The sequence below is a fragment of the Dyella lipolytica genome, from assembly GCF_030160075.1.
Classification (GTDB): Bacteria; Pseudomonadota; Gammaproteobacteria; order Xanthomonadales; family Rhodanobacteraceae; genus Dyella_B; species Dyella_B lipolytica.
The window spans coordinates 342,956-363,834 of sequence record NZ_BSNQ01000009.1; the positions used below are offsets into that span (position 1 = coordinate 342,956).

A 20,879-nucleotide genomic window follows, 5' to 3' on the forward strand; every position below is an offset into this window, starting at 1 on the left:
AAGGTTCCGGATGGCCGAACGGGGAACGGCCATTGTAGGGGATGAACACGCTCAACCCGCTAGGCGCTGCCGTGGCATACCGTGCAGACGAAGGCTGAAAGCCACGCCGCTGCCGTCTTCGAGGTTGCGCGCGGAGGCAACGCCGCCATGGCGTTCGGCGACCAGACGCACCACGTACAGGCCCAGACCGAGATGCGGCGCATCACCCGGCGTGGCCTTGTCACGCAGGCTCACCAGTGAATCGAACAGGCGGCCCTGCATCGCTGCCGGCAATGGCGGCCCCTGATTCGCCAGCTCGATCTCGGCGCCGCCGTCGATAGCGCGCAAGCTGAGGCGTAGCCAGCCATCGGAGGGCGTGAACGAAAGCGCGTTGTCGAACAATTTGTCCAGCGCCTGCGCAATCAGTTCCGGCGCGCCATGCATGTGCAGCGGCTGGTGAGGCAACGCGCATTCAAGCGAACGAGTGCCAGCTAAGGGCCGATAAGCCTCTGCACAACCGCGCACTACGTCGGCCAGGTCCACATCCTCCGGCTCGGCAGCGGCGATGGCCCGCTCCATCCGGCTTGCCTCGCTCATCGCACGGACCAGCGTGCCTAGACGCGCCACGCCATCGCGCGCACGTGCCAGATAAGGCTGCGCTTCGTCGGAAAGCTCGGCGTGTTCGAGATTGTCGAGCGAGGATTTCACAATCGCCAGCGGCGTATTGAGCTCGTGCGAAAGCTTGGAGGCCAGCGTGCGCAGATAATCGGTGTAGCCACCCACAGCTTCGAACAGGCTCTGGAAGCTGCGCGCCAGATCACCGATTTCATCCTCGGCGTGCGCCATCGGGAAATGGCCCTGTATCCACTGGCCATCCAGACGTCCATCGTTGAGCTGCGCACGCTCCACCGCATCGCGCAAGCGACCCAGGCGCAAACTGAGGCGTGTGGCAAACCACAGCAAGATGGCGCCAGCAACCAGCATCACCCCGAAACTGGTGAGCAGCAGGCTCAGGAACGCGCGATTGGCAAGCAGCGGCACAGCGCGACTAGCCTGTTCCAGCAAAAGCACACCGACCACGGTTTGATCGCGCTCCACCGGAACGGCCGTCGCCAACACCACACTGTCGCGTTGTTCGCCCTGGCGCCAGACCGTTGCGGAGGTTCCGTCGCGCGCGCTTTGCACTTCCGGCAGATCCAGCCGCGGCACATCGGTCGTCCAGGGCTCGGCTTCCTCCAGCGGATTGGCCAGCAGCGAGCGGTAAACCACGGAAGAGAGCCAACCCGGCTGGGAACCGGAGGTCGTCAGCTTGCCGCTTTGAGCGAGCAACCAACCGGAGGGGGTGAGCAGACGCGCACGCGTGTCTTCCGGCGCCAGCCGCGACAGCTCCTGCGAAACATTCGTGGAGTAACGCCAGAGCGGGCGCACCTCGGCAGCAACGGGATCGCCGCCATTGGCGGCCGTGTAAACGCCGACACCCAACGCATTGAGTCCAAGGCCGGATGGCAGACGCAATTCCGCGTGATAGCCGCTGCCGTCCTCCTGCCATTGACCGGTTATCCGGTCCGGCAAGTCGCCAGCCGGTGGATCGAGCAGTTGCGCGGTGAACGCACCCGGCGCCGCGCTCGCCAAAAGATAGCGGCGATGCTGCGCGCCCTGAATCAAATCCAGTACCACGTGATCAGACGAAAGCGCGTTGGCATCGCCGGCATCGGCGCGCGTGCGGCGCGCCGTGCGCACGTCGATGTACATATAGAAACCACTGTCGTCCTCGGCGAGCAGCAGCTTGCCCTGCTTACCTAGCGGCTGGCTCCACGGCGTCATCGGCGCCCAGTCGTCGCCGTAACCATCAACGGTGATGGGGTTCAGCGCCTGCTGCACATACCAGCCCGTGCCCGATTGCGGCAGCGGCACATCCGTAACGGCAAGGCTACGCGCTACCGCCGTAGCCGTAGCCGTCAGCGCCTGCTCCTGCCCCTGGCGCAACAGAGTCTCCATCTGCCGCACGTACAGCCATCCCGCCACCGGCAGTGCAAGGGTACACAGTGCGACGAGCAGCAGTTTTTGGCGCAGACTCATGCTTCAACGTTCCAACCAGCGTAGCCGTGAAGCAGCCTAATGCGCCGCGGGTTTGCCAGTCGAGTGGGATGGTGGAACAAAGGTGGCGTAGCTGGAATGCTCCGCTACTTCCTTGAATAACTTGAGCAGCTGCTGACGCATCGGATCCGTTGCGCCAATGGCCACCGACCAACTGTATCGGATACCGGCAACCTTTCCGGGATCGCAGAACACGATCGCGTCATCGGTGTGGTCACTGCCCGAATACAGCACGCCACGACAGGGCATATGCGGATTGTTCACGGGCAACGATGCGACTTTGCCGGCCGGATCGAGTTGCAGATAGTGCTTGCGATCGTCTTGCAATTCGGCATCCAACGTCGGGAGTTTGGACGGCCATACATTGAGCACCATGACTCGATTGGGTTTGCCCGTCCACTCACCCTGATAAAGCACGTAATTCACACCAATCGCGCTTGCGTATGTGCAGCAGTCTTTTGTCCACCCGGTCGGCGCTGTCGTGCTGATCGTCCAACCAGGCACGTTGGCATCGGACGCACCGTGCGCCTCAACGGCGGGATTGGCCTGCTCCGCAGCCATCGATACACCGGCACACAACAGCAGGCCGGCAAGCATCCAGCGTACGCATGTCACGGACGCCACCGATACCCCACACCATGCACGGTCTCGATCGCATCGAACTCCGGCGCCACAGCGATGAACTTCTTGCGGATGCGCTTGATGTGCGAGGTGATGGTGGCGTCGTCCACGACGAGTTCGGCTTCGCGCATCAGCTGATCGCGGTTTTTAACGTGACCCGGGAAGCGCACCAGGGTGTGCACCATCCAGAATTCGGTGACGGTGAGCGGTACTTCGGCGTTGTTCCAGGTGATGCGCATGCGCTCGGACTCGAGCTTCAATGGTCCGTGTCCGATCACGGTTTCGCTGGACGTCGGTGCCTTCAGCGATTCGATGCGCCGGAACAGCGCGGCGATGCGCGCTGCCAGCTGATGCAGGCTGGTGTCTTTGCTGAGGTAGTCGTCGGCGCCTAGGCGCAGGCCGGAAATCACGTCGAAATCTGAATCGCGCGCCGTGAGGAAGATGATCGGCAATGTGGCCGACTTCGCGCGGAGTTCGCGACAGAGATCGAAGCCGCCCTCCGGTTCGTCGCCGAGGCCGATGTCGATAATGACCAGCTCCGGTAGGCGCACGGCAAAGGCACTGGATGCCTCTTGGCGCGAACCATAGCCGCGTGTGTCGTAGCCGAAGCGGTTCAAGGCTTCTACGTAATTGGCGCGGATCAGCGGTTCGTCTTCGACGATGGCGATGTTGCGACCCATGGGGGATTCCTCCTGAAGATGTCGGGCAGGTTGCTATGTGGGTCGCACTTGCGCAAGCCGCACAACGTGTTTGCCCGCGTTCCGCCAGATTCCGTCGGCTGATCGCCCTTGAGGCGTCGGTTGCCGCGCCCTAGCGAGGTGTTTGATATCCCCAAGCCAACCACGAGCATCACACCATGCGCGCCGACCCCTCCATCGACCCCAATGCCGAACTTCGTACTTTCGAGCCGCTGCGCGTGGTGCTGGCATTAGGTTCCCTGCTGCTCGGCCTCTTGCTGAGCCTGCATTGAGGAGACATCTATGCCATCCCGCCACTTTGTTGATGCTGCCGTGGAAAGCCTCGGCGCGACCGGTCCGCAAGGATGCTTGCCGGTCGCGCCAGCGGGCGAGCCGGATCCGGACTGGCAGCCTTTATAAACCGCATTACCAAGCCGTTTCCCGAGTCGTTCCTGTCCCGGCGTTCCTTCCCCTCCCTTGACCCCGGAGGGGATTTTTTTGGGGTGTCGAAATTATTTGCCCCAGCCGGGAACCATTCGGGGAAGACCCTGTCCGAATATTTGGCAGGCGTGTAATCCATTTTGCCGTGGAACTCGCCGGGGCTGAAACGACGGCCGAGCCTCCCGTCCTTCAGCCACGTGCAGGCCACTCCTGCCAATGGTGTCTCCTCTAGCGTCTTTCCGACGCCCCTCCAGCCCGGCACAGATTTCCCCCTGTGCCGGGTTTTTCTTTTTGCGACTTAGCCGATGGTTTCGCGCATCCGCTTGATCACGGCCTGATAGTCCGGCGCGTTGAAGATGGCCGAGCCGGCCACGAAGGTATCGGCGCCGGCCGCCGCGATCTGGCCGATATTGTCGGCGGTCACGCCGCCATCCACTTCGAGCCGGATCGCACGGCCGCTCTCATCGATGCGACGGCGCACGAGGCGCAGCTTCTCCAGCGCTTCGGGGATGAACTTCTGGCCGCCGAAACCCGGATTCACCGACATGATCAACACCATGTCCAGCTTGTCGAGCACGTGGTCGAGCCAGTTCAGCGGTGTCGCCGGATTGAATACCAGGCCAACCTGGCAACCGGCATCCTTGATCAAGCCGATGGTGCGATCCACATGCTCGCTCGCTTCCGGATGAAAGCTGATGCAGCTGGCGCCCGCCTTGGCGAAATCCGGCACGATGCGATCCACCGGCTTCACCATCAGGTGCACGTCGATCGGCGCGGTAATGCCGTAATCGCGCAGCGCCTTCAGCACCATCGGCCCCATGGTGAGATTGGGTACGTAGTGGTTGTCCATGACGTCGTAGTGCACCCAGTCGCCACCCGCGGCCAAGACCTTGGCGGTGTCCTCGCCCAGCCGCGCGAAATCGGCGGAGAGGATGGAGGGAGCGATGATCGGAGACTGCTTGCTCATGACGAAGCCTTGGGGGCAATAGTGAGTGGCGAGAAAGCGAAAAGCGGCTGCCACTCTCCGCATGACCCACCTGGACGAAAAGCCATTGGGATTTGCTAGGCGGCCATTCTACTTGAAGCCCCGCTCCGCCTTGATCCGCTCGTACGCCGCATTGATGTCGCTGGCGCGAGCCTCCGCGCGCTTGCGCATCTCTTCGGGCAGGTCGCCCAGTCGGTCGGGATGATGTTCGGAAATCAGCTTGCGATAGGCGCGCTTGATGGCGCGATCGTCCGCATCGCGTGCGATGCCTAGTACGGCATACGGATCGGGCCCCTGGGTGTTGCGTTGTGGCGGAACATAGCCGCCTTGCCCCGGGCCATGACCACGCGCACCGGTGTGCCAGACAAAGCCCTTCATCGCCATCAGAGCCATCAACTCCATGTCGCTGACGCGCAGGGCGAAAGCGAGCTGGCGCAGGATCGCCATTTTTTCCGGTGGAGGATTGCCCTCGGCCAGCACGGTTTCGATCACGACATCGAGCAGTGGAAAAGCATGGTCGCGACGCAAGCCGGCCCACTGACGCAGCGCATTGATCGGCGTACTGACATCGAACTCGGGCTGCTTGCCTGCATTGAAGGCGTTGATGGCCTGCTGGCGCATGGCGGTATCCAGGCCCATGCGGCCCATCATGCGTTCGGCAACGGCGATTTCCGCTTCGGACACGCGGCCATCGGATTTGGCGATCGCTCCCAGCAAGGCGAACAACGGCGATACATAGCCGCCGGCCTCGGGCGTTGCGCTACGGCGTTGGCTGAAGCGCAGGTTGTCGAGCACGAAGCCGACGATCGCGCCCACGCCGGCACCGACGATGCCATGACCAAGCAACAGGCCCGCCATGGCGAACCAGAAGGTATAGGTGTAGCTCATGGTTGTGCGGCAGCCTGTGGTTGCGGTGTTTGCGCGCTATACCAGCGTGCCAACTGGTCCAAATCGGCGTCACTGACCGGGCCGATGGCCGCGCGCATCAGCGGCACATTGCGGCTGCCGTCGCGGTAGTCCTGCAGTGCCTTGCGCAGGTAATCCAGCCGCTGGCCCGCCAGATTCGGCGCGCCAGGTATCTGCGCCATGCCGGTTTCGCCGTGGCAAGCAGCGCACAGGCCGAGCCGTACCGGCTTCTGCGGCATATCGGTGGCAAGCGCTGGCAGGGCACAGATCAGACCGAGTGCCGCGATCAGTACGGTTCGCATCAGCAGAGAGTGAGGGCTAAAGCGGCCGATTCTAGCAGCGTCGCTTACAATAGCCCGCTCGTTTGGCCCATCGGAGCGCACCGTGCCCACCACCCTGTTGCAATCGAACCTGCCTGGCCTGGAACTGATCCATCGCGGCAAGGTGCGCGACGTCCACGCCCTGCCCGGCAACCGGTTACTGATCGTCGCCACCGACCGGCTCTCGGCATTCGACGTCGTGCTGCCTGATCCGATTCCCGGCAAGGGCGAGATGCTCACCCAGATTTCCAACTTCTGGTTCGGCAAGACGGCGCACATTGTGCCCAACCATCTGCTGCACACGCCGCTGGACGAGGTGCTGCCGAAGGGCACCGATCTCGCGCTTTATAGCAAGCGCGCCGTTGTGACCAAGCGATTGAAGCCGGTGCCGGTGGAAGCCATCGCGCGTGGCTATCTGATCGGCTCGGGCTGGAAGGATTACCAGGCCACCGGTTCGCTGTGCGGCATCAAGCTTCCCGCAGGGCTGCGTCAGGCCGAGCAATTGCCGGAACCGATCTTCACGCCGTCGACCAAGGCTGCCGTGGGCGATCACGATGAGAACGTTAGCTTCGACGCCGTCGTCGCAGCGGTCGGCAAGGATCTGGCAGAGCAGGTGCGCGACGCCACGCTGGCCATCTACAAGTGGGCAGCCGCGTTCGCCGCCGAGCGCGGCATCATCATCGCCGACACCAAGTTCGAGTTCGGCACGGACGAACACGGCAAGTTGTACGTGATGGACGAAATGCTCACCCCCGATTCCTCGCGCTTCTGGCCGGCCGAGCAGTACAAGATGGGTATCAGCCCGCCCAGCTACGACAAGCAGTTCGTGCGCGACTACCTGGAAACGCAGAACTGGAACAAGAAAGCGCCCGGCCCGCATGTTCCCGCCGAGGTCATCGCCGGCACCGCTGCCAAGTACGCCGAAGCGCTGCAGCGCCTCGCCGGCATCACGCTGAGCTGAGCACGTGAATACGATGCACTCCAACACACGCAGCATGCGCGATTGGCTCGATAGCTACAGTCGCGACCACCAAAGCTCGACTAACCGTCTGCTGCACTGGATCTGCGTGCCGCTGATCGTGTGGAGCGTTATCGCGTTGCTGTGGACGATTCCGGTACCGGCATCGTTGCTGCGCCCGGGTGCGTGGTCCGTGTTCGCGATCGTGCTGGCGTTTACCTGGTACTGGAAGCAGTCGCGTCGACTTGGCGCGGCGCTTTTGCTGGCCTTGGCGCTATTCGCGCTGATCAGCTATGTCGCATTCCAGCAGCTGGGACCTAGCCAATTGCGCTGGGTTGCGGTCGGCGTCTTTGTCGTCGCGTGGATCGGGCAGTTCATCGGCCATCTGTTCGAAGGACGCCGCCCGAGCTTCTTTACCGACCTCGCCTATCTGCTGATCGGCCCGGCCTGGTTGATGGATAAGCTGCTGCGCCGAATCGGTTTCAAGGAAACCACATGACGGGCTTGCTCACGCTGCTCAGCAGCATCATCTGGTGGGTGTTGTGCAGCAGCGTCGTAGCCATTCTTCCCGCGCTGATTGTCTGGATCGTGTTGCGCTGGAGCGAACGCACGGCGGTGGTATTCAACCGCACCTATTTCGCGTGCCTGGTGTGGAGCCTGCTCACCGTTTTGATCAGCGTGATGGCCGCCGCGCGCGTTGGCGTGGCGCATCCACCGTTCGGTCCGCTGCTCGCCAGCAGTACGTTCCGCGCTTCGCTAGTGGTGTCGATGCTGGTGGGGGTCATCGCTTTATGGCGACTGATTCCGCGCGTCGATGCTCGCCGCATTCGCCTCGGTAGCGCCTGCGTAGCGGTCGCTGTCGTGATGGCGATCAGCTTTGGCGTACTCACGACGCTGATCAGTCTCTGAGCGAATGCCATCCCGGCGTCACCGGGATGGCACCGCGCCACGTCTTGCTTAGCCGATCACCTTCTTCACGGTGTCGACCACATGGGCGACCGTGAAACCGAAGTTCTCAAACAGCTTCGGCGCCGGTGCGGAAGCACCGTACGTGGTCATGCCGACCACCGCGCCATCCAGACCCACATACTTGCCCCAGAAATCGACGCTGGCCGCTTCGACGGCCACGCGCGCGCGGCACCAGCCCGGCAGCACGCCTTCGCGATATTCCAGCGGCTGTGCGTCGAACACTTCGGTGCAGGGCATCGACACCACGCGAACGGGCACATTCTGCTGCGCCAGCGTGCGTGCTGCTTCCATCGCCAACTCCACTTCCGAACCGGTGGCGATCAGGATCGCCTTGAACTTGGTATCCGCCGGATCGGAGAGCACGTAGGCGCCGCGCGTAATGTCCGCCAGCTGCTGTGGCGTGCGCTGCTGATGCTTCAGCGTTTGACGCGAGAAGATCAGGCACGACGGCGCGCCCTTGCGCTCGATCGCCACTTTCCACGACACCGCAGATTCCACCGCATCGCAGGGACGCCATACACGGTTGTTCGGAATCAGGCGCAGCGAGCCGAGATGCTCGATAGGCTGATGCGTCGGACCGTCTTCGCCCAGACCGATCGAATCGTGCGTGTAGACGTGAATGACGTGCGCCGGAATCAGGCAACCCATGCGCACTGCGTTGCGCGCGTAGTCGGAGAACACCAGGAAGGTGCCGTCATACGGAAGGAGGCCGCCATGCAACGCAAGACCGTTGGCGATCGCCGTCATGCCGAATTCGCGCACGCCGTAGTGAATGTAGTTGCCACCGGGGCCGGTGATGTTCTTGCTGCCCTTCCACATGGTGAGGTTGGAACCGGCCAGGTCGGCCGAACCGCCGACCATTTCCGGCAGCAGCGGACCGAACGCATCCAGTGTCATCTGCGAGGCTTTGCGCGAAGCGACATCCGGACCATCGGCCTGCATCTTTTCGACGTAAGCCTGCGACTTGCTCGCCCAATCTTTCGGCAATTCGCCGGCGATGCGGCGGCGGAATTCGGCCGCGAGTTCGGGGAAAGCCGCTTCGTATTTGGCGAAGGTCTCGTTCCACTTCTGTTCGCGCAGCGCACCTGCCTTCTTCGCATCCCAGCCGGCGTAGATCTCGGCAGGAATTTCAAATGGCGGATAACGCCAGTCGAGCATGTCGCGTGCGGCGGCGACTTCGTCTTTGCCCAGTGCTGCGCCGTGCGCTTCTTCCTTGCCCTGCTTGTGGGGAGCGCCGAAACCGATGATGGTTTTGCAGATGATCAGCGTGGGCTTTTCGCTCTGCGCCGTGGCCTGGGCCAATGCGTTCTTCACTGCTTCGGCATTGTGACCGTCGACCACGCCGATCACGTTCCAGCCGTAGGCTTCGAAACGTTTGGCGGTGTCGTCGGTGAACCAGCCTTGCACTTCACCGTCGATGGAAATGTTGTTGTCGTCGTAGATCGCGACCAGCTTGCCCAGCTTCCAGGTACCCGCGAGCGAAGCCACTTCATGCGAGATACCTTCCATCAGGCAGCCGTCACCGACGAATACGTAGGTGTGATGGTCGACGATGGTGTGATCAGGGCGATTGAAGTGAGCGGCCAGCACCTTCTCCGCCAGAGCGAAGCCGACCGAGTTGGCGAGACCCTGGCCTAGCGGACCGGTGGTGGTTTCCACGCCTGGGGTGTCGCTGGCTTCCGGGTGGCCCGGCGTCTTGGAATGCAGCTGGCGGAAGCGCTTGAGTTCGGCCATCGGCAGATCGAAACCGGTCAGGTGCAGCAGTGCGTACTGCAGCATCGAGCCGTGGCCATTGGAGAGCACGAAACGATCGCGATTCGGCCACTTCGGATTGCCGGGGTTGAACTGCAGGAAGTCGTTCCATAGCACTTCGGCAATGTCCGCCATCCCCATCGGCATGCCGGGGTGGCCGGAGTTGGCCGCCTCCACAGCGTCCATGGCTAAGGCGCGGACGGCGTTGGCGAGTTCGCGACGCGTGGTCATCAGGCAAGTCTCCAGAGGGGCAGCTTATAAATATAAAGACGCTATTGTCGCCGATCGTTATCCGGCTGTCGCCCAAACCGGGGGCAAGTACGACATTCGCCTACCGATCAAAGGGTTGACATTAACTAGCGCTTAATACTGTACCCGACGGTATTGAAACGCTTCAGGGCCTTCCCCATCTAATGCGCAGGCACCGACAACGAGCGGTTGCCCGGCCGGGGTTTTACCTCTCCCCAAGGCGCCACCGGCCCGGATACAAACAAGAATCAAGGAATTCCCCATGAAAAAGACGTTGTTTGCTATTGCCCTGACTGCCGCTGGCCTCGCTACCGGACCCGCCGTTTTCGCCCAGACCGCTCCCGCCTCGATCTCCCAGCAGGGTTGGTATGTAGGTGCAGAGGCCGGTTACGGCGAAATCAACAAGGGACCCTATAACAACAATGGCAACGCCATTGGCGGCCTCAAGGGCGGCTACCGCTTCGCCATCAACCCCAACACCTCGATCGGCGTGGAAGCCGGCTATCAGTACCTGGGCCAAGTGGATGCCCGTGGCGCTTCGGGCGATTCCTCGCTGCGCTCCAAGCTGTACGGTCCGACGCTCGGCGCGAACCTGCGCTACAACTTCACGCCGAACTGGTACGGCGAAGTGCGCGGCGGTGCTTTCTACGCCCAGGGCCAAGGCCTGACCGATAGCGCCAACCCGTCGTATCAACGCTTCGATCGCACCCGTTACTACGCCGGTGTGGGCGTGGGCTACAACCTCACGCAGAACTGGAGCGTGGGTGTGAACTACAACTACTACGACGGCACCAGCAGAGGTGGTAACCACGGCGTGCAGTTGCAGACCAACGCTGTTACGGTCGCCGCGGAATATCGCTTCTGATTGCAGTTGCGTAGTAGTACCGACGTAACATCGTCGATGTTGAAACAGAAAGGGCGCCTTCAAGGCGCCCTTTCTTTTATTTGCATGACCCGTTGTGGCGAGCGATCAGCCTTTCCACTGGCCCAATGCGGCGAGGCCATTGTCCTTGGCACGCGCGGAGACGGTCTTCTGCGCTTCGGTGTAGTTGGCCTTCATGTCCTTCGACCACAGCTTGAGTGCAGACTGCTGCATGGCGCGACCGTAGGAGAAGGAAAGCGGCCACGGGTGCGGGCCCATGCGATTCATCGCATTGAGGTGCGCGGTGGACTGCTCATCGGTCTGACCACCGGAGAGGAACACGACGCCCGGCAGCGTGGCCGGCACGGTGGTCTTCAACACGCGCACGGTGGCTTCGGCGACTTCTTCGACGCTGGCCTGCTCGTCCGAATCCTTGCCCGGAATGACCATGCTGACCTTCAGGATCGTGCCTTCCAGCAGCACGTTCTGCTCATACAGCGCATTGAACAGGCTGCGCAGCACGGCTTCGTGCACTTCGTAGCTGATCTCGATGCTGTGATCGCCGTCCATGATCACTTCCGGCTCGACCATCGGCACGATGCCGGCTTCCTGGCACAACGCGGCATAGCGTGCCAGCGCATGGCAGTTGGCTTCGATGGCGGTGGAGCTGGGATTGTCTTCGCTGATGTTGATCACGGCGCGCCACTTGGCGAACTGTGCACCGAGCTTGACGTATTCGGCCAGACGGTCGCGCAGACCGTCGAGACCTTCGGTCACCACGTCGCCCGGGAAACCGGCCAGCGGCACGGGACCCTTGTCGACCTTGATGCCCGGGATGATGCCGTTCTTCTTCATGACCTGGGTGAACGGCACGCCGTCCTTGGTCGATTGACGGATCGTCTCGTCGTACAGGATCGCGCCCGAAATGTGATCGGAGAGATTCGGCGCGGTGAGCAGCAGCTCACGGTACGCGCGGCGGTTCTCTTCGGTGTTTTCGATGCCGACCGACTCGAAGCGCTTCTTGATGGTGTTGGTCGACTCATCGATAGCGATGATGCCCTTACCGGGCGCGACCATCGCCAGGGCGATGCTCTCGAGATCTTCAATACTCATGGGACGACTCCGTAAAACTTGGGCGGCATTCGGCCGCAAAGATAGGTGCCGCCCTGGCGGGCGGTGAGGCGGAAGCGCGGAATTATAGCCTCATCCGGCCGGGGTGGTGACCCCGGCCGGGCCGAAGCGGGTCAGCTATAGCCGGGAAGCTTGCAGGCAGCGGTCACTGCCTGGCGCTTGGCGGGGTCATCGGGCGTATTGAAGGGAACGACGTAGTAAGTCGAAACCGGCATTTGCTGTCGGTTATCCCCCGTGTCTTGCCGCACGTCCAGGCTCTTGCTACTGGCAGCCTTCTGCCCGCTGGTGGGTTTCTTGCTCAGGTCCGTATAAGCCCCGTAACGAAAGTGCGAAACCATACCGACTGCGGCGGGACCCAGGTCGCTAGGCGGAACCATCTTTGCGACCTTGGCCTGCTGCGGTACGCCATCGGACCCGATGATGTAAGTCACGGCAACGCAGCCAGGTGTGTAGAGATTCACACCGCTGTTGGGCAGATCCACGTCTACATCCGTGGTCAGCAATATCCAGTAGTGACTGAGGCTCTCAGGCGAAACCATACGCATTTGCTGCGCCAGCGCCGCTGTGGTGGCGATCGACGTCGTCAAAGCGAATAGCCCTAGACAAAAGCGGCGGGGAATCCTGCTCATGGGGCAACCTCCTTGCGTGGAGAGCTTATTAAAGCAAATTTACCGTGTTTCTGCGTTGCGCCCGCGTTATCGCTGACGAATCATCTTTCCGCTCGCAGAACTCAAAGATCGCGCAGACTCTCCACCATGCCGTCGGCGCCAACCGAAAGTAGCTTGAGCGTGTTGGTGCCACCACCGCGGCCGATATGGTCGCCGTGGGTCAGCACCACGCGATCGCCTTCGGTGAGCTTGCCCATCGCAAACAGCTGACGCACTGCCTCGCGCGCGGAGACAGCCGGATTCAAGGTGTCGTGCGTGAATTTCACCGGCTGCACATCGCGCAGCACCAGCATGCGGCGACGCGCATCGTCGAACGGCGAGAGTGCGTAGATCGGCACCGCACTGCGGTAGCGCGACAGCCATTGCGCCGTGGCACCCGATTCGGTCAGCGCGACAATGGCGCGTACGCCCACTTCGCTGGCCAGCAACATCGCCGCCAGTGCAATCGCCTGATCGGTGCGATCGAGGCGGTGCCCGGCCGTGGCGAGGTCTTCCTTCGGCTCGAACTGACGTTCGGCACCGAGGCAGATGCGGCGCAACGCGGCGACGGCCTTGTCCGGATGCGCACCTGCGGCCGATTCCTCCGAGAGCATCACCGCATCGGTGCCATCGATCACCGCATTGGCCACGTCGAGCACTTCGGCGCGAGTAGGAATGGGCGAGCGCACCATCGACTGGAGCATCTGAGTTGCGGTGATGACCGCGCGATTGCGCTGCACGGCCTCACGAATGATTTTTTTCTGCAGACCCGGCAATTCGGCATCGCCGATTTCCACACCCAGGTCGCCGCGCGCCACCATCACCACATCGGAAGCATCGATGATTTCGCCGAGTACCGGAATCGCATCGGCGCGTTCGATCTTCGCCACCAGCGACGCCTTGCCGCCGGCCTCGTGCAGCAAACGACGCGCTTGATCCATATCGGCGCCCGAGCGCACGAAGGACACTGCAAGAAAATCCGCGCCGATCTCGGCGGCCAGACGAATATCGGCCTTGTCCTTGTCCGACAGCGCGGCAACAGACAAGCCGCCACCCTGTCGATTCAAACCCTTGCGATCGGAAAGACGTCCGCCGATCAGCACCCGGCAACGTACCTCGGCGCCGACCACTTCGAGCACGGTCAGCGCCACCAGGCCGTCGTCAAGCAACAGTACGTCACCCGCATTCACATCCTTCGGCAAGCCGAGGTAGCTCACGCCGACGCGGCTCGCGTCGCCCGGAGGGGCATCCGCGCGGCAGTCGAGCACGAACGAATCGCCATCGCGCAGTTCAACCGGACCATTGGCGAAACGCTCGACGCGGATCTTCGGACCCTGCAAGTCCGCCAAGATGCCTACCTCGCACCCAACCTTCTCTGCGGCCTTACGCACCGCGACAGCCCTGGCGCGGTGATCGTCGGACTGACCATGGGAAAGGTTGAGGCGCACCACATTCACGCCTTCGCTGATGATTCGTTCGAGCATGCCTGGTGCGTCGGTCGCGGGACCCAGGGTGGCAACAATCTTGGTGCGGCGGGAATGAGTTTCGGTAGTCATCGCTTCAGTAATCGCAGTCGTCCACAGAGCCTAACAGAATTACGTTAGAACTCGGCAACCTCTTGCGATGCTGCGCTGCATCGACATGCATCCCTGGACGGCCAGACGGCCAAAACAGAAATAAGACAACCCTTATTTCGTGCTTAGCCGTTCTGCAGCGCGATATTGAGTACTTCCGCCAACCGCCTCCCCGCGTCGCGCAGCCGACCATCAGCTACGGGCAGCTCAGCATCGATATAGGCCTGATCGATCTTGTGGCCTGACGGATAAATGTCGTGCGTGATCTGGCACGACTCTTCCGCCCATTGCGCAGCCGGGTTGTCCAAAGGAGCTACGGGGGGTGGTAGCGGCGCGAAGCCTTCCGCGTCGAGCATCTTTGCGTAAGCTTTCCAATCCAGACCGCGCGTACCGAGCAAACCGGAGTCCCACACGCGGTGCAGGTTCATGCCCTGCCCCTGGAATTGCACCTGGTAGGTGTTGCCACCCACGTCGTCGCGGTAACCGGCATGCAGTGGCTGGTGGATGTCGCCGATGAAGTGCACAAGAAATTTGAGCGCCTGCAACCTTGCCGTATCCGACTGGCTACGGTCGCTGAGGATGGCGATGTAGTGCGGGATAGCCGCGACCACGCACTTGCCGTCCTTGCAATCGCGCGGCGGCACGTAGACGCAGGACGGGTCGCGAAAATCGATGTAGTGCAACGGCCGCGTTTCCTTCCACAACGCCTGTTGCGCAGGATCATTGCGGATTTCGTCCGGCCAGCTGGCGATGTCGGCCAACGACTGCGTGTGATCTAGAGCGAGCAGATGTGCCACTTCCGCTTCAGCGGCAGGGCTCAGATGGCGCTGCGCGAGCTCGGCCACCACGCTGTGTCCAAGCGGCCCCCATGCCTGAGCAGCCGGCGCGATAGTCAGGGCGACGAACAAAGCGGTGGCGATGCGGCGTACCGGAGACATGCGAAGCGTCCGAGGTTGGAAACCCCGCATCGTGCCACACGCGTCATGACATTCAGACGTTGCTGGTATGCACCACGGTGCCCGAGGCATCGCGCACGCTGACATCTACCGCGATACCTTGCCGCACACTCTCGGTGACGATGCAGAAATCCTCGAACTGAGCCAGCGCACGATCGATGTGTTCGAGTGCGGAGGCTGCATCCGCCAACTGCAAGTCCACGGCGACATGCGTAACGCGCCAGCGACCGTGTTCGTTGCGCGTCATCGTGGCACGCGCCTTCGTCGCCAGCTGACCCGGGGCGTTCTTAAACTTGCGCAACGCGAACAACAAGCTCGCCGCGAGACAGTTCGCCACGGCCGCCACCAGCAAGCGCGAGGGATTAGGCCCCGCTTCGCCGCCCAGCGGGGCCGTTTCGTCGGTCACCAGATCCGGGATGGCGGTGCCATCGAAGCGGACGCGAAACTCGTAGTCGCCTGTCTGCTCCAGGCTCAGCTCGATCAACTGCTCGTCGCTCATGGGTTTCTCGGGGGAATGGGTGCCAGGAGCGTGATCCTGCCTGCGCCAGGCGGCTCGAACCAGTCCCAGATGAGAGCCACCCCCGGTTCGGGCTAAAATGCGGGTTTCGGCGGTCCGTCGGGGCCGCCGTTTTGCTGCTCCATCATTCCTTCGGAGGACGCTGTCCCATGGCCATCAAGGTCGCCATCAACGGTTACGGTCGCATTGGCCGCAATATTCTGCGCGCGCTGTACGAAGCCGGTCGCACGAACGAGTTCCAGATCGTCGCGATCAACGACCTCGGCAACGCCGAGACCAACGCGCACCTCACCCAGTACGACACTGCGCACGGCAAGTTCCCGGGCCAGGTCTCGGTGGACGGCGGCGATCTGATCGTCAACGGCGACCGCATCAAGGTATGCGCCGAGCGTGATCCGTCCAAGCTGCCCTGGGGCGCGCTGGGCGTGGACGTGGTGCTGGAATGCACCGGCCTGTTCACCTCCAAGGCCAAGGCCGGCGCGCATCTCGCCGCTGGCGCCAAGAAAGTGGTCATCTCCGCCCCTGGTGACAAGGATGTGGACGGCACCTTCGTGTTCGGCGTCAACGACGACAAGATCACGACGGCACACCAGGTCATCTCCAATGCTTCCTGCACCACCAACTGCCTCGCGCCGCTGGCCAAAGTGCTGCACAACAAGATCGGCATCGTGCACGGTTTGATGACCACCATCCATGCCTACACCAACGACCAGGTGCTGACGGACGTCTATCATTCCGACCTGCGCCGCGCCCGTTCGGCCACGATGAGCCAGATCCCGACCAAGACCGGCGCCGCCGCTGCGGTGGGCCTGGTGCTACCGGAACTCAACGGCAAGCTGGATGGTTTCGCCATGCGCGTGCCAACCATCAACGTGTCGGTGGTCGACCTCACCTTCGTCGCTGCCCGCAATACCACTAAAGAAGAAATCGACGCCGCTATCAACGAAGCCGCCAACGGCGCGCTGAAGGGCATCCTGGCGGTGAACACTCAGCCGCTGGTGTCGGTGGACTTCAACCACAACCCGGCCTCTTCCACCTACGACGCTACGCAAACCCGCGTCATGGGCGGCACGCTGGTGAAAGTGTTGAGCTGGTACGACAACGAGTGGGGTTTCTCCAATCGTATGCTGGACATCACCAAGGCGCTGATGGCCGCGAAGTAAGTCCAACCGCGACCAAACTCGAAAAAGCCGGGCTATGCCCGGCTTTTTTTTTCGCGCACTACCGAATGCAAGCCGTCACTTCAATGCAGAGAGCGCCGCATCGTAATTCGGTTCGTTTGCAATCTCACCCACCAATTCCGTGTGCACTACCTTGTCATGCTCATCGAGTACGACAACGGCGCGCGCAGCAAGTCCGGCCAGCGGGCCGGAGGCGAGAGCCACGCCGTAATGCTTGAGAAAATCGTGTCCGCGCATGGTCGAAAGCGTGACCACGTTGCTCAAGCCTTCTGCACCGCAGAAGCGCGCCTGCGCGAAAGGCAGGTCCGCCGAGATACACAGGACGACGGCATTGTTCAACTGGCTGGCTTTTTCGTTGAAGCGGCGTACCGACGTAGCGCACGTCGGTGTGTCGACGCTGGGAAAGATATTCAGCACCTTGCGTTTGCCGGTGAAGCTGGCGAGGGTGGCGTCCGAAAGATCCTTGGCAACGAGGCTGAAGGCCGGCGCCTTTTCGCCCACGGCAGGAAGATGGCCGTCAACCTTGACTGGATTGCCCTTGAGGGTGACCTGGGACATGGGTAACTCCTGGCGTTTGTGAGAGAGGTATCACGCGAAGATAGCGCCGATACTCCGGCGCGTCACCTGTTCACCGCGAAGGGTATTACTTCAACGATGCAATCACTTGTTCGATAGCGCCGAAGATCGATGCGCCGCGCTGGTCCGTAACATCGATGCGCAGCGTGTCGCCAAACTTCAGAAACGGCGTGCTCGGCTTGCCGTCGCGCAGCGTCTCGACGGTGCGCTGCTCGGCCAAACAGGAAGCACCTTTGCTGGTGTCTTCATTGGCAATCGTGCCGGAGCCGACAATGCAACCTGCCGCAAGCGGACGCGTCTTGGCGGCATGCGCCACCAACTGCGCAAAGTTGAAATGCATATCCACGCCGCATTCGGGTTCGCCGAACCACTTGCCGTTCAACCAGGTGCGCATCGGCAGGTGCAGCTTCTCGCCCTGCCATGCATCGCCGAGTTCATCGGGTGTGACGAATACAGGCGACAGCGCCGAACGAGGCTTGGATTGCAAAAATCCGAAGCCCTTGGCAAGTTCGGCCGGAATCAAGCCGCGCAGGCTTACATCATTCACCAGACCCACCAACTGGATGTGACCGGCAGCTTGCTCGGGCGTGACCGCCATCGGCACGTCATCGGTCACCACGACGACTTCCGCCTCCAGATCGATACCGTAATCCTCGCTCGGCACTACCACCGGATCGCGCGGCCCTAGGAAGCCGGCGCTGGTGGCCTGATACATCAGCGGATCGACATAGAAGGATTCCGGCACTTCCGCACCGCGCGCACGTCGAACGCGTTCCACGTGCGGCAGATACGCGCTGCCGTCGACGAATTCATACGCACGCGGCAGCGGCGCGGCCAGTGCTTTCATGTCGAGAGCGAACGCACCCGTCGCCTTGCCGGCGTTGAGCTGCTCCGACAACGCGTTCAAGCGCGGCGCCGTGTTTGACCAATCCTCAAGCGCCGCCTGCAGAGTTGCCGCGATACCTGCGGCCTTGACCGCCTGCGTCAGGTCGCGACTGACCACGATCAGCGTGCCATCGCGGCCGCCTTCCTTGAGACTGCCCAGTTTCATGCCTTCACTCCATCGGCCGCGTTCACGAGCAGCCTTCCACGTAATCGATTTGCGGCGGCACACCGATGCGCCACCTGCTAATTTTTCCTGCGGCATCCGTTTCGAACAGAAGCACGCCTTGATGGTCGCCGGCGATGCGCAAATAAAGTGCACCCGGCAAATATTTGTGCGGTGTTTCCTCGATGCGATTGCCGTACAGCGCGCGAATCTCGGCCACCGTCATACCGACCTTGCCACCACCGGGCGCAACTTCCTTGGCGTTGCCCACGTCGTAACGCACGAAGCGGCCCTGCTCGAACATAAAACCGAAATCGGAAGCCGACTTGATCCACTTGGGTGTCAGGTAATAACAACTTCCGTCGGTAGTGGCGGTGCCCGCCAGATCGCCCTGCCACGCGTGGCGGAATGTTCTCTCGTCCATGCCAAAGCGCATGTCGCCAAAGCCGTCATAGCGCGCCATGCTCTCTGGGGCTACCGCTGCCGATGACGTGACAGGTGATGTTGCCGCAGCAGCTGCCGTAGAAGCACTAGTCGTCGGCGACGATGCCGGCGGCGCGCCCTGACAACCTGCGAGCAAGGTTGCACTGGCGACGAGGATGGTCAGCACGTGTTTCACGCACGCTCCGGATCGAAGTGCTTGGCGATACCCTGCCAGCACGTGTAGTAATCCTGCTGCAGCTGCGGGGCCTGCATCGCCTGCTTGGTCGGATGGATCACTTTGCGCGTCTCGAACATGAAGGCCATGGTGCCGGTAAGGTGATCGGGCTTGCTGACATCCGCCACGCTCGCCTTCTCAAAACTTGCCGCATCCGGACCGTGCCCGCTCATGCAGTTGTGCAGACTGGCACCACCGGGCGCGAAGCCACCGGCTTTGGCGTCATACACGCCTTCGATCAGCCCCATGAATTCGCTGGCCACGTTACGGTGGAAATACGGCGGACGGAAGGTATGCTCGGCCACCAGCCAACGCGGCGGGAAAATCACGAAGTCGACGTTCGCGGTACCGGGCGTATCGCTCGGCGAGGTCAGCACCGTGAAGATCGACGGATCGGGATGATCGACGCTGATCGAGCCGACCGTGTTGAACCGCGTCAGATCGTACTTGTAAGGCGCGTAATTACCGTGCCAGGCCACGACGTCCAGCGGTGAGTGATCGATGCGTGCAGACCACAGCGCGCCTTGGAATTTGGCGATCAGTTCGAAGTCGCCTTCGACATCTTCGTAGGCGGCATGTGGCGTGAGAAAGTCGCGCGGCAAGGCCATGGAATTGGCGCCGATCGGTCCGAGATCCGGCAAGCGCAGCAGACTTCCGAAGTTCTCCGCGACGTAACCGCGCGCTTCGCCGTCCAGCAGCTCGACGCGGAAGCGCACGCCGCGCGAAATGACTGCAACCTCCAGCGGCTTGACGTCCAGCACACCCAGCTCGGTGGCGATGCGCAGACGTCCTTGCTGCGGAACGATCAGCAACTCGCCGTCGGCGTCATAGAAAAAACGCCCCTGCATCGAACGATTGGCAGCATAGATGTGGATGCCGCAGCCCGCCTGCTCGGCCGGACCACCGTTACCGGCTAGCGTCACTAGCCCATCGACGAAATCGGCGGGCGTTGTGGGCATGGGCCACGGATCCCAGCGCAGCTGGTTTGGCGTAGCGGGCATCTCGTCGAAACGATTGTGGAAGCTGGCATGCGCACGCGCTTCAAACGGCTTATGCATCGCCGCCGGCCGAATGCGATACAGCCAGCTGCGGCGATTGCTATGCCGCGGCGCCGTGAACGCGCTGCCCGACAACTGTTCTGCATAAAGCCCATGCGGCACGCGCTGCGGCGAATTCTGGCCGGTCGGTAGCACGCCGGGAATCGCCTCACTGGCGAACTCATTGCCGAAGCCGGATTGGTAGCCCTTCGATTCCATCGTCAGTTTCACTTTTGCCTTGTCGGAACTCCCCTCTCCCTCCGGGAGAGGGGCTGGGGGTGAGGGTACGGGGCTTGCGCGATCTCAAACAACACGCCCCGATCAAGTTCTCATCCGTATTACTTGCACAGCACTCAAAAACTGCGGCTTTCAAGCGCACACAAAATTCTTTCAAGCACCGCCTGTGTCTGCTGCAATGCTTCGTTATCCTAGAAACGTAAAACTTCCAGACCTTGCGACTCCAGATACCGCGTACGCTTTACGTCCACTTGCGCATTGTGCTGCGAACCATCCAGCTCAACCACCAAACGTTTCACATCGCAGTAAAAATCGACAACATAGGGTGGCACTGAATGTTGGCGTCGAAATTTGTATCCGCCTAGGCGTCTTCCACGCAGGTAGTACCACAGCTTTTGTTCCGCTTCAGTCTTTGCCTGCCGCAAATCTCGTGATTGATCTCGCGTTCTTGTCGGTAATGGCGGTTTGATGTGTCCCGGCACTGTCGCACCCTCACCCCAA

The 20,879-nt window shown here is 61.9% G+C and carries 22 protein-coding genes; 5 read left to right on the plus strand and 17 right to left on the minus strand.

The window, feature by feature from the left end; translation table 11 throughout:
* Nucleotides 1–51 precede the first annotated feature (51 nt).
* From QQL64_RS14715 to QQL64_RS14740, 6 genes are all read right to left on the minus strand, one after another.
* A complete protein-coding gene (locus QQL64_RS14715; RefSeq protein ID WP_284401006.1) occupies nt 52–2,058 on the minus strand; it encodes an ATP-binding protein in 2,007 nt (668 codons plus the stop codon).
* A gap of 36 nt (nt 2,059–2,094) precedes the next feature.
* Complete coding sequence (locus QQL64_RS14720; protein ID WP_284401008.1) at nt 2,095–2,700, minus strand: hypothetical protein; 606 nt, start codon at nt 2,698–2,700, stop codon at nt 2,095–2,097.
* Nucleotides 2,688–3,377 (minus strand): proteobacterial dedicated sortase system response regulator, encoded by a 690-nt coding sequence (pdsR, locus tag QQL64_RS14725; protein WP_284401010.1) that lies wholly within the window; start codon nt 3,375–3,377, stop codon nt 2,688–2,690. The genes QQL64_RS14720 and pdsR overlap by 13 nt, the downstream gene beginning before the upstream one ends.
* Nucleotides 3,378–4,113: 736 nt before the next feature.
* On the minus strand, nt 4,114–4,782 hold the full coding sequence (gene rpe, locus QQL64_RS14730) for a ribulose-phosphate 3-epimerase (protein ID WP_284401012.1): 669 nt from the start codon (nt 4,780–4,782) through the stop codon (nt 4,114–4,116).
* Nucleotides 4,783–4,890: 108 nt separating this feature from the next.
* Nucleotides 4,891–5,688 carry a co-chaperone DjlA gene (djlA, locus tag QQL64_RS14735; RefSeq protein ID WP_284401014.1) on the minus strand — a complete coding sequence of 266 codons (798 nt, stop codon included), beginning with the start codon at nt 5,686–5,688 and terminating at the stop codon, nt 4,891–4,893.
* A complete protein-coding gene (locus QQL64_RS14740) occupies nt 5,685–6,008 on the minus strand; it encodes a c-type cytochrome (protein ID WP_284401016.1) in 324 nt (107 codons plus the stop codon). The genes djlA and QQL64_RS14740 overlap by 4 nt, the downstream gene beginning before the upstream one ends.
* Before the next feature lie 82 nt (nt 6,009–6,090).
* Between QQL64_RS14740 and QQL64_RS14745 the strand changes: the two genes are divergently transcribed.
* Genes QQL64_RS14745 through QQL64_RS14755 form a run of 3 tightly spaced genes read left to right on the plus strand, consistent with a single transcriptional unit; the run spans nt 6,091 to nt 7,893 of the window.
* Nucleotides 6,091–6,987 carry a phosphoribosylaminoimidazolesuccinocarboxamide synthase gene (locus QQL64_RS14745; RefSeq protein ID WP_284401017.1) on the plus strand — a complete coding sequence of 299 codons (897 nt, stop codon included), beginning with the start codon at nt 6,091–6,093 and terminating at the stop codon, nt 6,985–6,987.
* A gap of 13 nt (nt 6,988–7,000) precedes the next feature.
* The gene (locus tag QQL64_RS14750) at nt 7,001–7,483 is read left to right on the plus strand and encodes an Mpo1 family 2-hydroxy fatty acid dioxygenase (RefSeq protein WP_284402204.1); all 483 of its coding nucleotides are present in this window, start codon (nt 7,001–7,003) and stop codon (nt 7,481–7,483) included.
* Nucleotides 7,480–7,893, plus strand: a complete 414-nt coding sequence (locus QQL64_RS14755; RefSeq protein ID WP_284401019.1) for a hypothetical protein — start codon at nt 7,480–7,482, stop codon at nt 7,891–7,893. Before QQL64_RS14750 ends, QQL64_RS14755 begins: the two co-directional genes overlap by 4 nt.
* Before the next feature lie 48 nt (nt 7,894–7,941).
* Here the strand turns inward: QQL64_RS14755 and tkt are convergent, their stop codons facing one another.
* Nucleotides 7,942–9,936, minus strand: coding sequence for a transketolase (gene tkt, locus QQL64_RS14760; RefSeq protein ID WP_284401021.1), 1,995 nt, complete (start codon nt 9,934–9,936; stop codon nt 7,942–7,944).
* A 280-nt stretch (nt 9,937–10,216) separates the two neighbouring features.
* Between tkt and QQL64_RS14765 the strand changes: the two genes are divergently transcribed.
* Nucleotides 10,217–10,819: an outer membrane protein gene (locus tag QQL64_RS14765; RefSeq protein ID WP_284401023.1), complete on the plus strand. Its 603-nt coding sequence runs from the start codon at nt 10,217–10,219 to the stop codon at nt 10,817–10,819.
* A 105-nt stretch (nt 10,820–10,924) separates the two neighbouring features.
* Here the strand turns inward: QQL64_RS14765 and QQL64_RS14770 are convergent, their stop codons facing one another.
* The 5 genes from QQL64_RS14770 to QQL64_RS14790 form a co-directional block, all read right to left on the minus strand.
* The gene (locus QQL64_RS14770) at nt 10,925–11,929 is read right to left on the minus strand and encodes a class I fructose-bisphosphate aldolase (RefSeq protein ID WP_284401025.1); all 1,005 of its coding nucleotides are present in this window, start codon (nt 11,927–11,929) and stop codon (nt 10,925–10,927) included.
* 131 nt (nt 11,930–12,060) lie between these two features.
* A complete protein-coding gene (locus tag QQL64_RS14775; protein ID WP_284401028.1) occupies nt 12,061–12,576 on the minus strand; it encodes an energy transducer TonB in 516 nt (171 codons plus the stop codon).
* 101 nt (nt 12,577–12,677) lie between these two features.
* Nucleotides 12,678–14,150 carry a pyruvate kinase gene (gene pyk / locus QQL64_RS14780; protein ID WP_284401029.1) on the minus strand — a complete coding sequence of 491 codons (1,473 nt, stop codon included), beginning with the start codon at nt 14,148–14,150 and terminating at the stop codon, nt 12,678–12,680.
* A 143-nt stretch (nt 14,151–14,293) separates the two neighbouring features.
* Nucleotides 14,294–15,106 (minus strand): S1/P1 nuclease, encoded by an 813-nt coding sequence (locus QQL64_RS14785; RefSeq protein ID WP_284401047.1) that lies wholly within the window; start codon nt 15,104–15,106, stop codon nt 14,294–14,296.
* 52 nt (nt 15,107–15,158) lie between these two features.
* Nucleotides 15,159–15,623, minus strand: a complete 465-nt coding sequence (locus QQL64_RS14790) for an OsmC family protein (RefSeq protein WP_284401049.1) — start codon at nt 15,621–15,623, stop codon at nt 15,159–15,161.
* Nucleotides 15,624–15,790: 167 nt separating this feature from the next.
* Between QQL64_RS14790 and gap the strand changes: the two genes are divergently transcribed.
* The gene (gap, locus tag QQL64_RS14795) at nt 15,791–16,804 is read left to right on the plus strand and encodes a type I glyceraldehyde-3-phosphate dehydrogenase (protein ID WP_284401051.1); all 1,014 of its coding nucleotides are present in this window, start codon (nt 15,791–15,793) and stop codon (nt 16,802–16,804) included.
* A 75-nt stretch (nt 16,805–16,879) separates the two neighbouring features.
* On the opposite strand, the gene tpx is transcribed toward gap, so the two are convergent.
* From tpx to QQL64_RS14820, 5 genes are all read right to left on the minus strand, one after another.
* Nucleotides 16,880–17,380, minus strand: coding sequence for a thiol peroxidase (gene tpx / locus QQL64_RS14800; RefSeq protein WP_284401053.1), 501 nt, complete (start codon nt 17,378–17,380; stop codon nt 16,880–16,882).
* An 85-nt stretch (nt 17,381–17,465) separates the two neighbouring features.
* Nucleotides 17,466–18,449: a fumarylacetoacetate hydrolase family protein gene (locus QQL64_RS14805; RefSeq protein WP_284401055.1), complete on the minus strand. Its 984-nt coding sequence runs from the start codon at nt 18,447–18,449 to the stop codon at nt 17,466–17,468.
* 22 nt (nt 18,450–18,471) lie between these two features.
* The gene (locus QQL64_RS14810; RefSeq protein WP_404601069.1) at nt 18,472–19,056 is read right to left on the minus strand and encodes a lectin; all 585 of its coding nucleotides are present in this window, start codon (nt 19,054–19,056) and stop codon (nt 18,472–18,474) included.
* A gap of 5 nt (nt 19,057–19,061) precedes the next feature.
* The gene (gene hmgA, locus QQL64_RS14815) at nt 19,062–20,360 is read right to left on the minus strand and encodes a homogentisate 1,2-dioxygenase (RefSeq protein WP_284401058.1); all 1,299 of its coding nucleotides are present in this window, start codon (nt 20,358–20,360) and stop codon (nt 19,062–19,064) included.
* Between the two features lie 209 nt (nt 20,361–20,569).
* Complete coding sequence (locus tag QQL64_RS14820; RefSeq protein ID WP_284401059.1) at nt 20,570–20,860, minus strand: endonuclease domain-containing protein; 291 nt, start codon at nt 20,858–20,860, stop codon at nt 20,570–20,572.
* Nucleotides 20,861–20,879: the final 19 nt, after the last annotated feature.

Coding starts and splice junctions, on each gene's coding strand:
- QQL64_RS14715 (WP_284401006.1), bottom strand. CDS start 2,058: ATGAGTCTGCGCCAAAAACTGCTGCTCGTCGCACTGTGTACCCTTGCA.
- pdsR (WP_284401010.1), bottom strand. CDS start 3,377: ATGGGTCGCAACATCGCCATCGTCGAAGACGAACCGCTGATCCGCGCC.
- rpe (WP_284401012.1), bottom strand. CDS start 4,782: ATGAGCAAGCAGTCTCCGATCATCGCTCCCTCCATCCTCTCCGCCGAT.
- djlA (WP_284401014.1), bottom strand. CDS start 5,688: ATGAGCTACACCTATACCTTCTGGTTCGCCATGGCGGGCCTGTTGCTT.
- QQL64_RS14740 (WP_284401016.1), bottom strand. CDS start 6,008: ATGCGAACCGTACTGATCGCGGCACTCGGTCTGATCTGTGCCCTGCCA.
- QQL64_RS14750 (WP_284402204.1), top strand. CDS start 7,001: ATGCACTCCAACACACGCAGCATGCGCGATTGGCTCGATAGCTACAGT.
- QQL64_RS14755 (WP_284401019.1), top strand. CDS start 7,480: ATGACGGGCTTGCTCACGCTGCTCAGCAGCATCATCTGGTGGGTGTTG.
- tkt (WP_284401021.1), bottom strand. CDS start 9,936: ATGACCACGCGTCGCGAACTCGCCAACGCCGTCCGCGCCTTAGCCATG.
- QQL64_RS14765 (WP_284401023.1), top strand. CDS start 10,217: ATGAAAAAGACGTTGTTTGCTATTGCCCTGACTGCCGCTGGCCTCGCT.
- QQL64_RS14770 (WP_284401025.1), bottom strand. CDS start 11,929: ATGAGTATTGAAGATCTCGAGAGCATCGCCCTGGCGATGGTCGCGCCC.
- QQL64_RS14775 (WP_284401028.1), bottom strand. CDS start 12,576: ATGAGCAGGATTCCCCGCCGCTTTTGTCTAGGGCTATTCGCTTTGACG.
- pyk (WP_284401029.1), bottom strand. CDS start 14,150: ATGACTACCGAAACTCATTCCCGCCGCACCAAGATTGTTGCCACCCTG.
- QQL64_RS14785 (WP_284401047.1), bottom strand. CDS start 15,106: ATGTCTCCGGTACGCCGCATCGCCACCGCTTTGTTCGTCGCCCTGACT.
- QQL64_RS14790 (WP_284401049.1), bottom strand. CDS start 15,623: ATGAGCGACGAGCAGTTGATCGAGCTGAGCCTGGAGCAGACAGGCGAC.
- gap (WP_284401051.1), top strand. CDS start 15,791: ATGGCCATCAAGGTCGCCATCAACGGTTACGGTCGCATTGGCCGCAAT.
- tpx (WP_284401053.1), bottom strand. CDS start 17,380: ATGTCCCAGGTCACCCTCAAGGGCAATCCAGTCAAGGTTGACGGCCAT.
- QQL64_RS14805 (WP_284401055.1), bottom strand. CDS start 18,449: ATGAAACTGGGCAGTCTCAAGGAAGGCGGCCGCGATGGCACGCTGATC.
- hmgA (WP_284401058.1), bottom strand. CDS start 20,360: ATGGAATCGAAGGGCTACCAATCCGGCTTCGGCAATGAGTTCGCCAGT.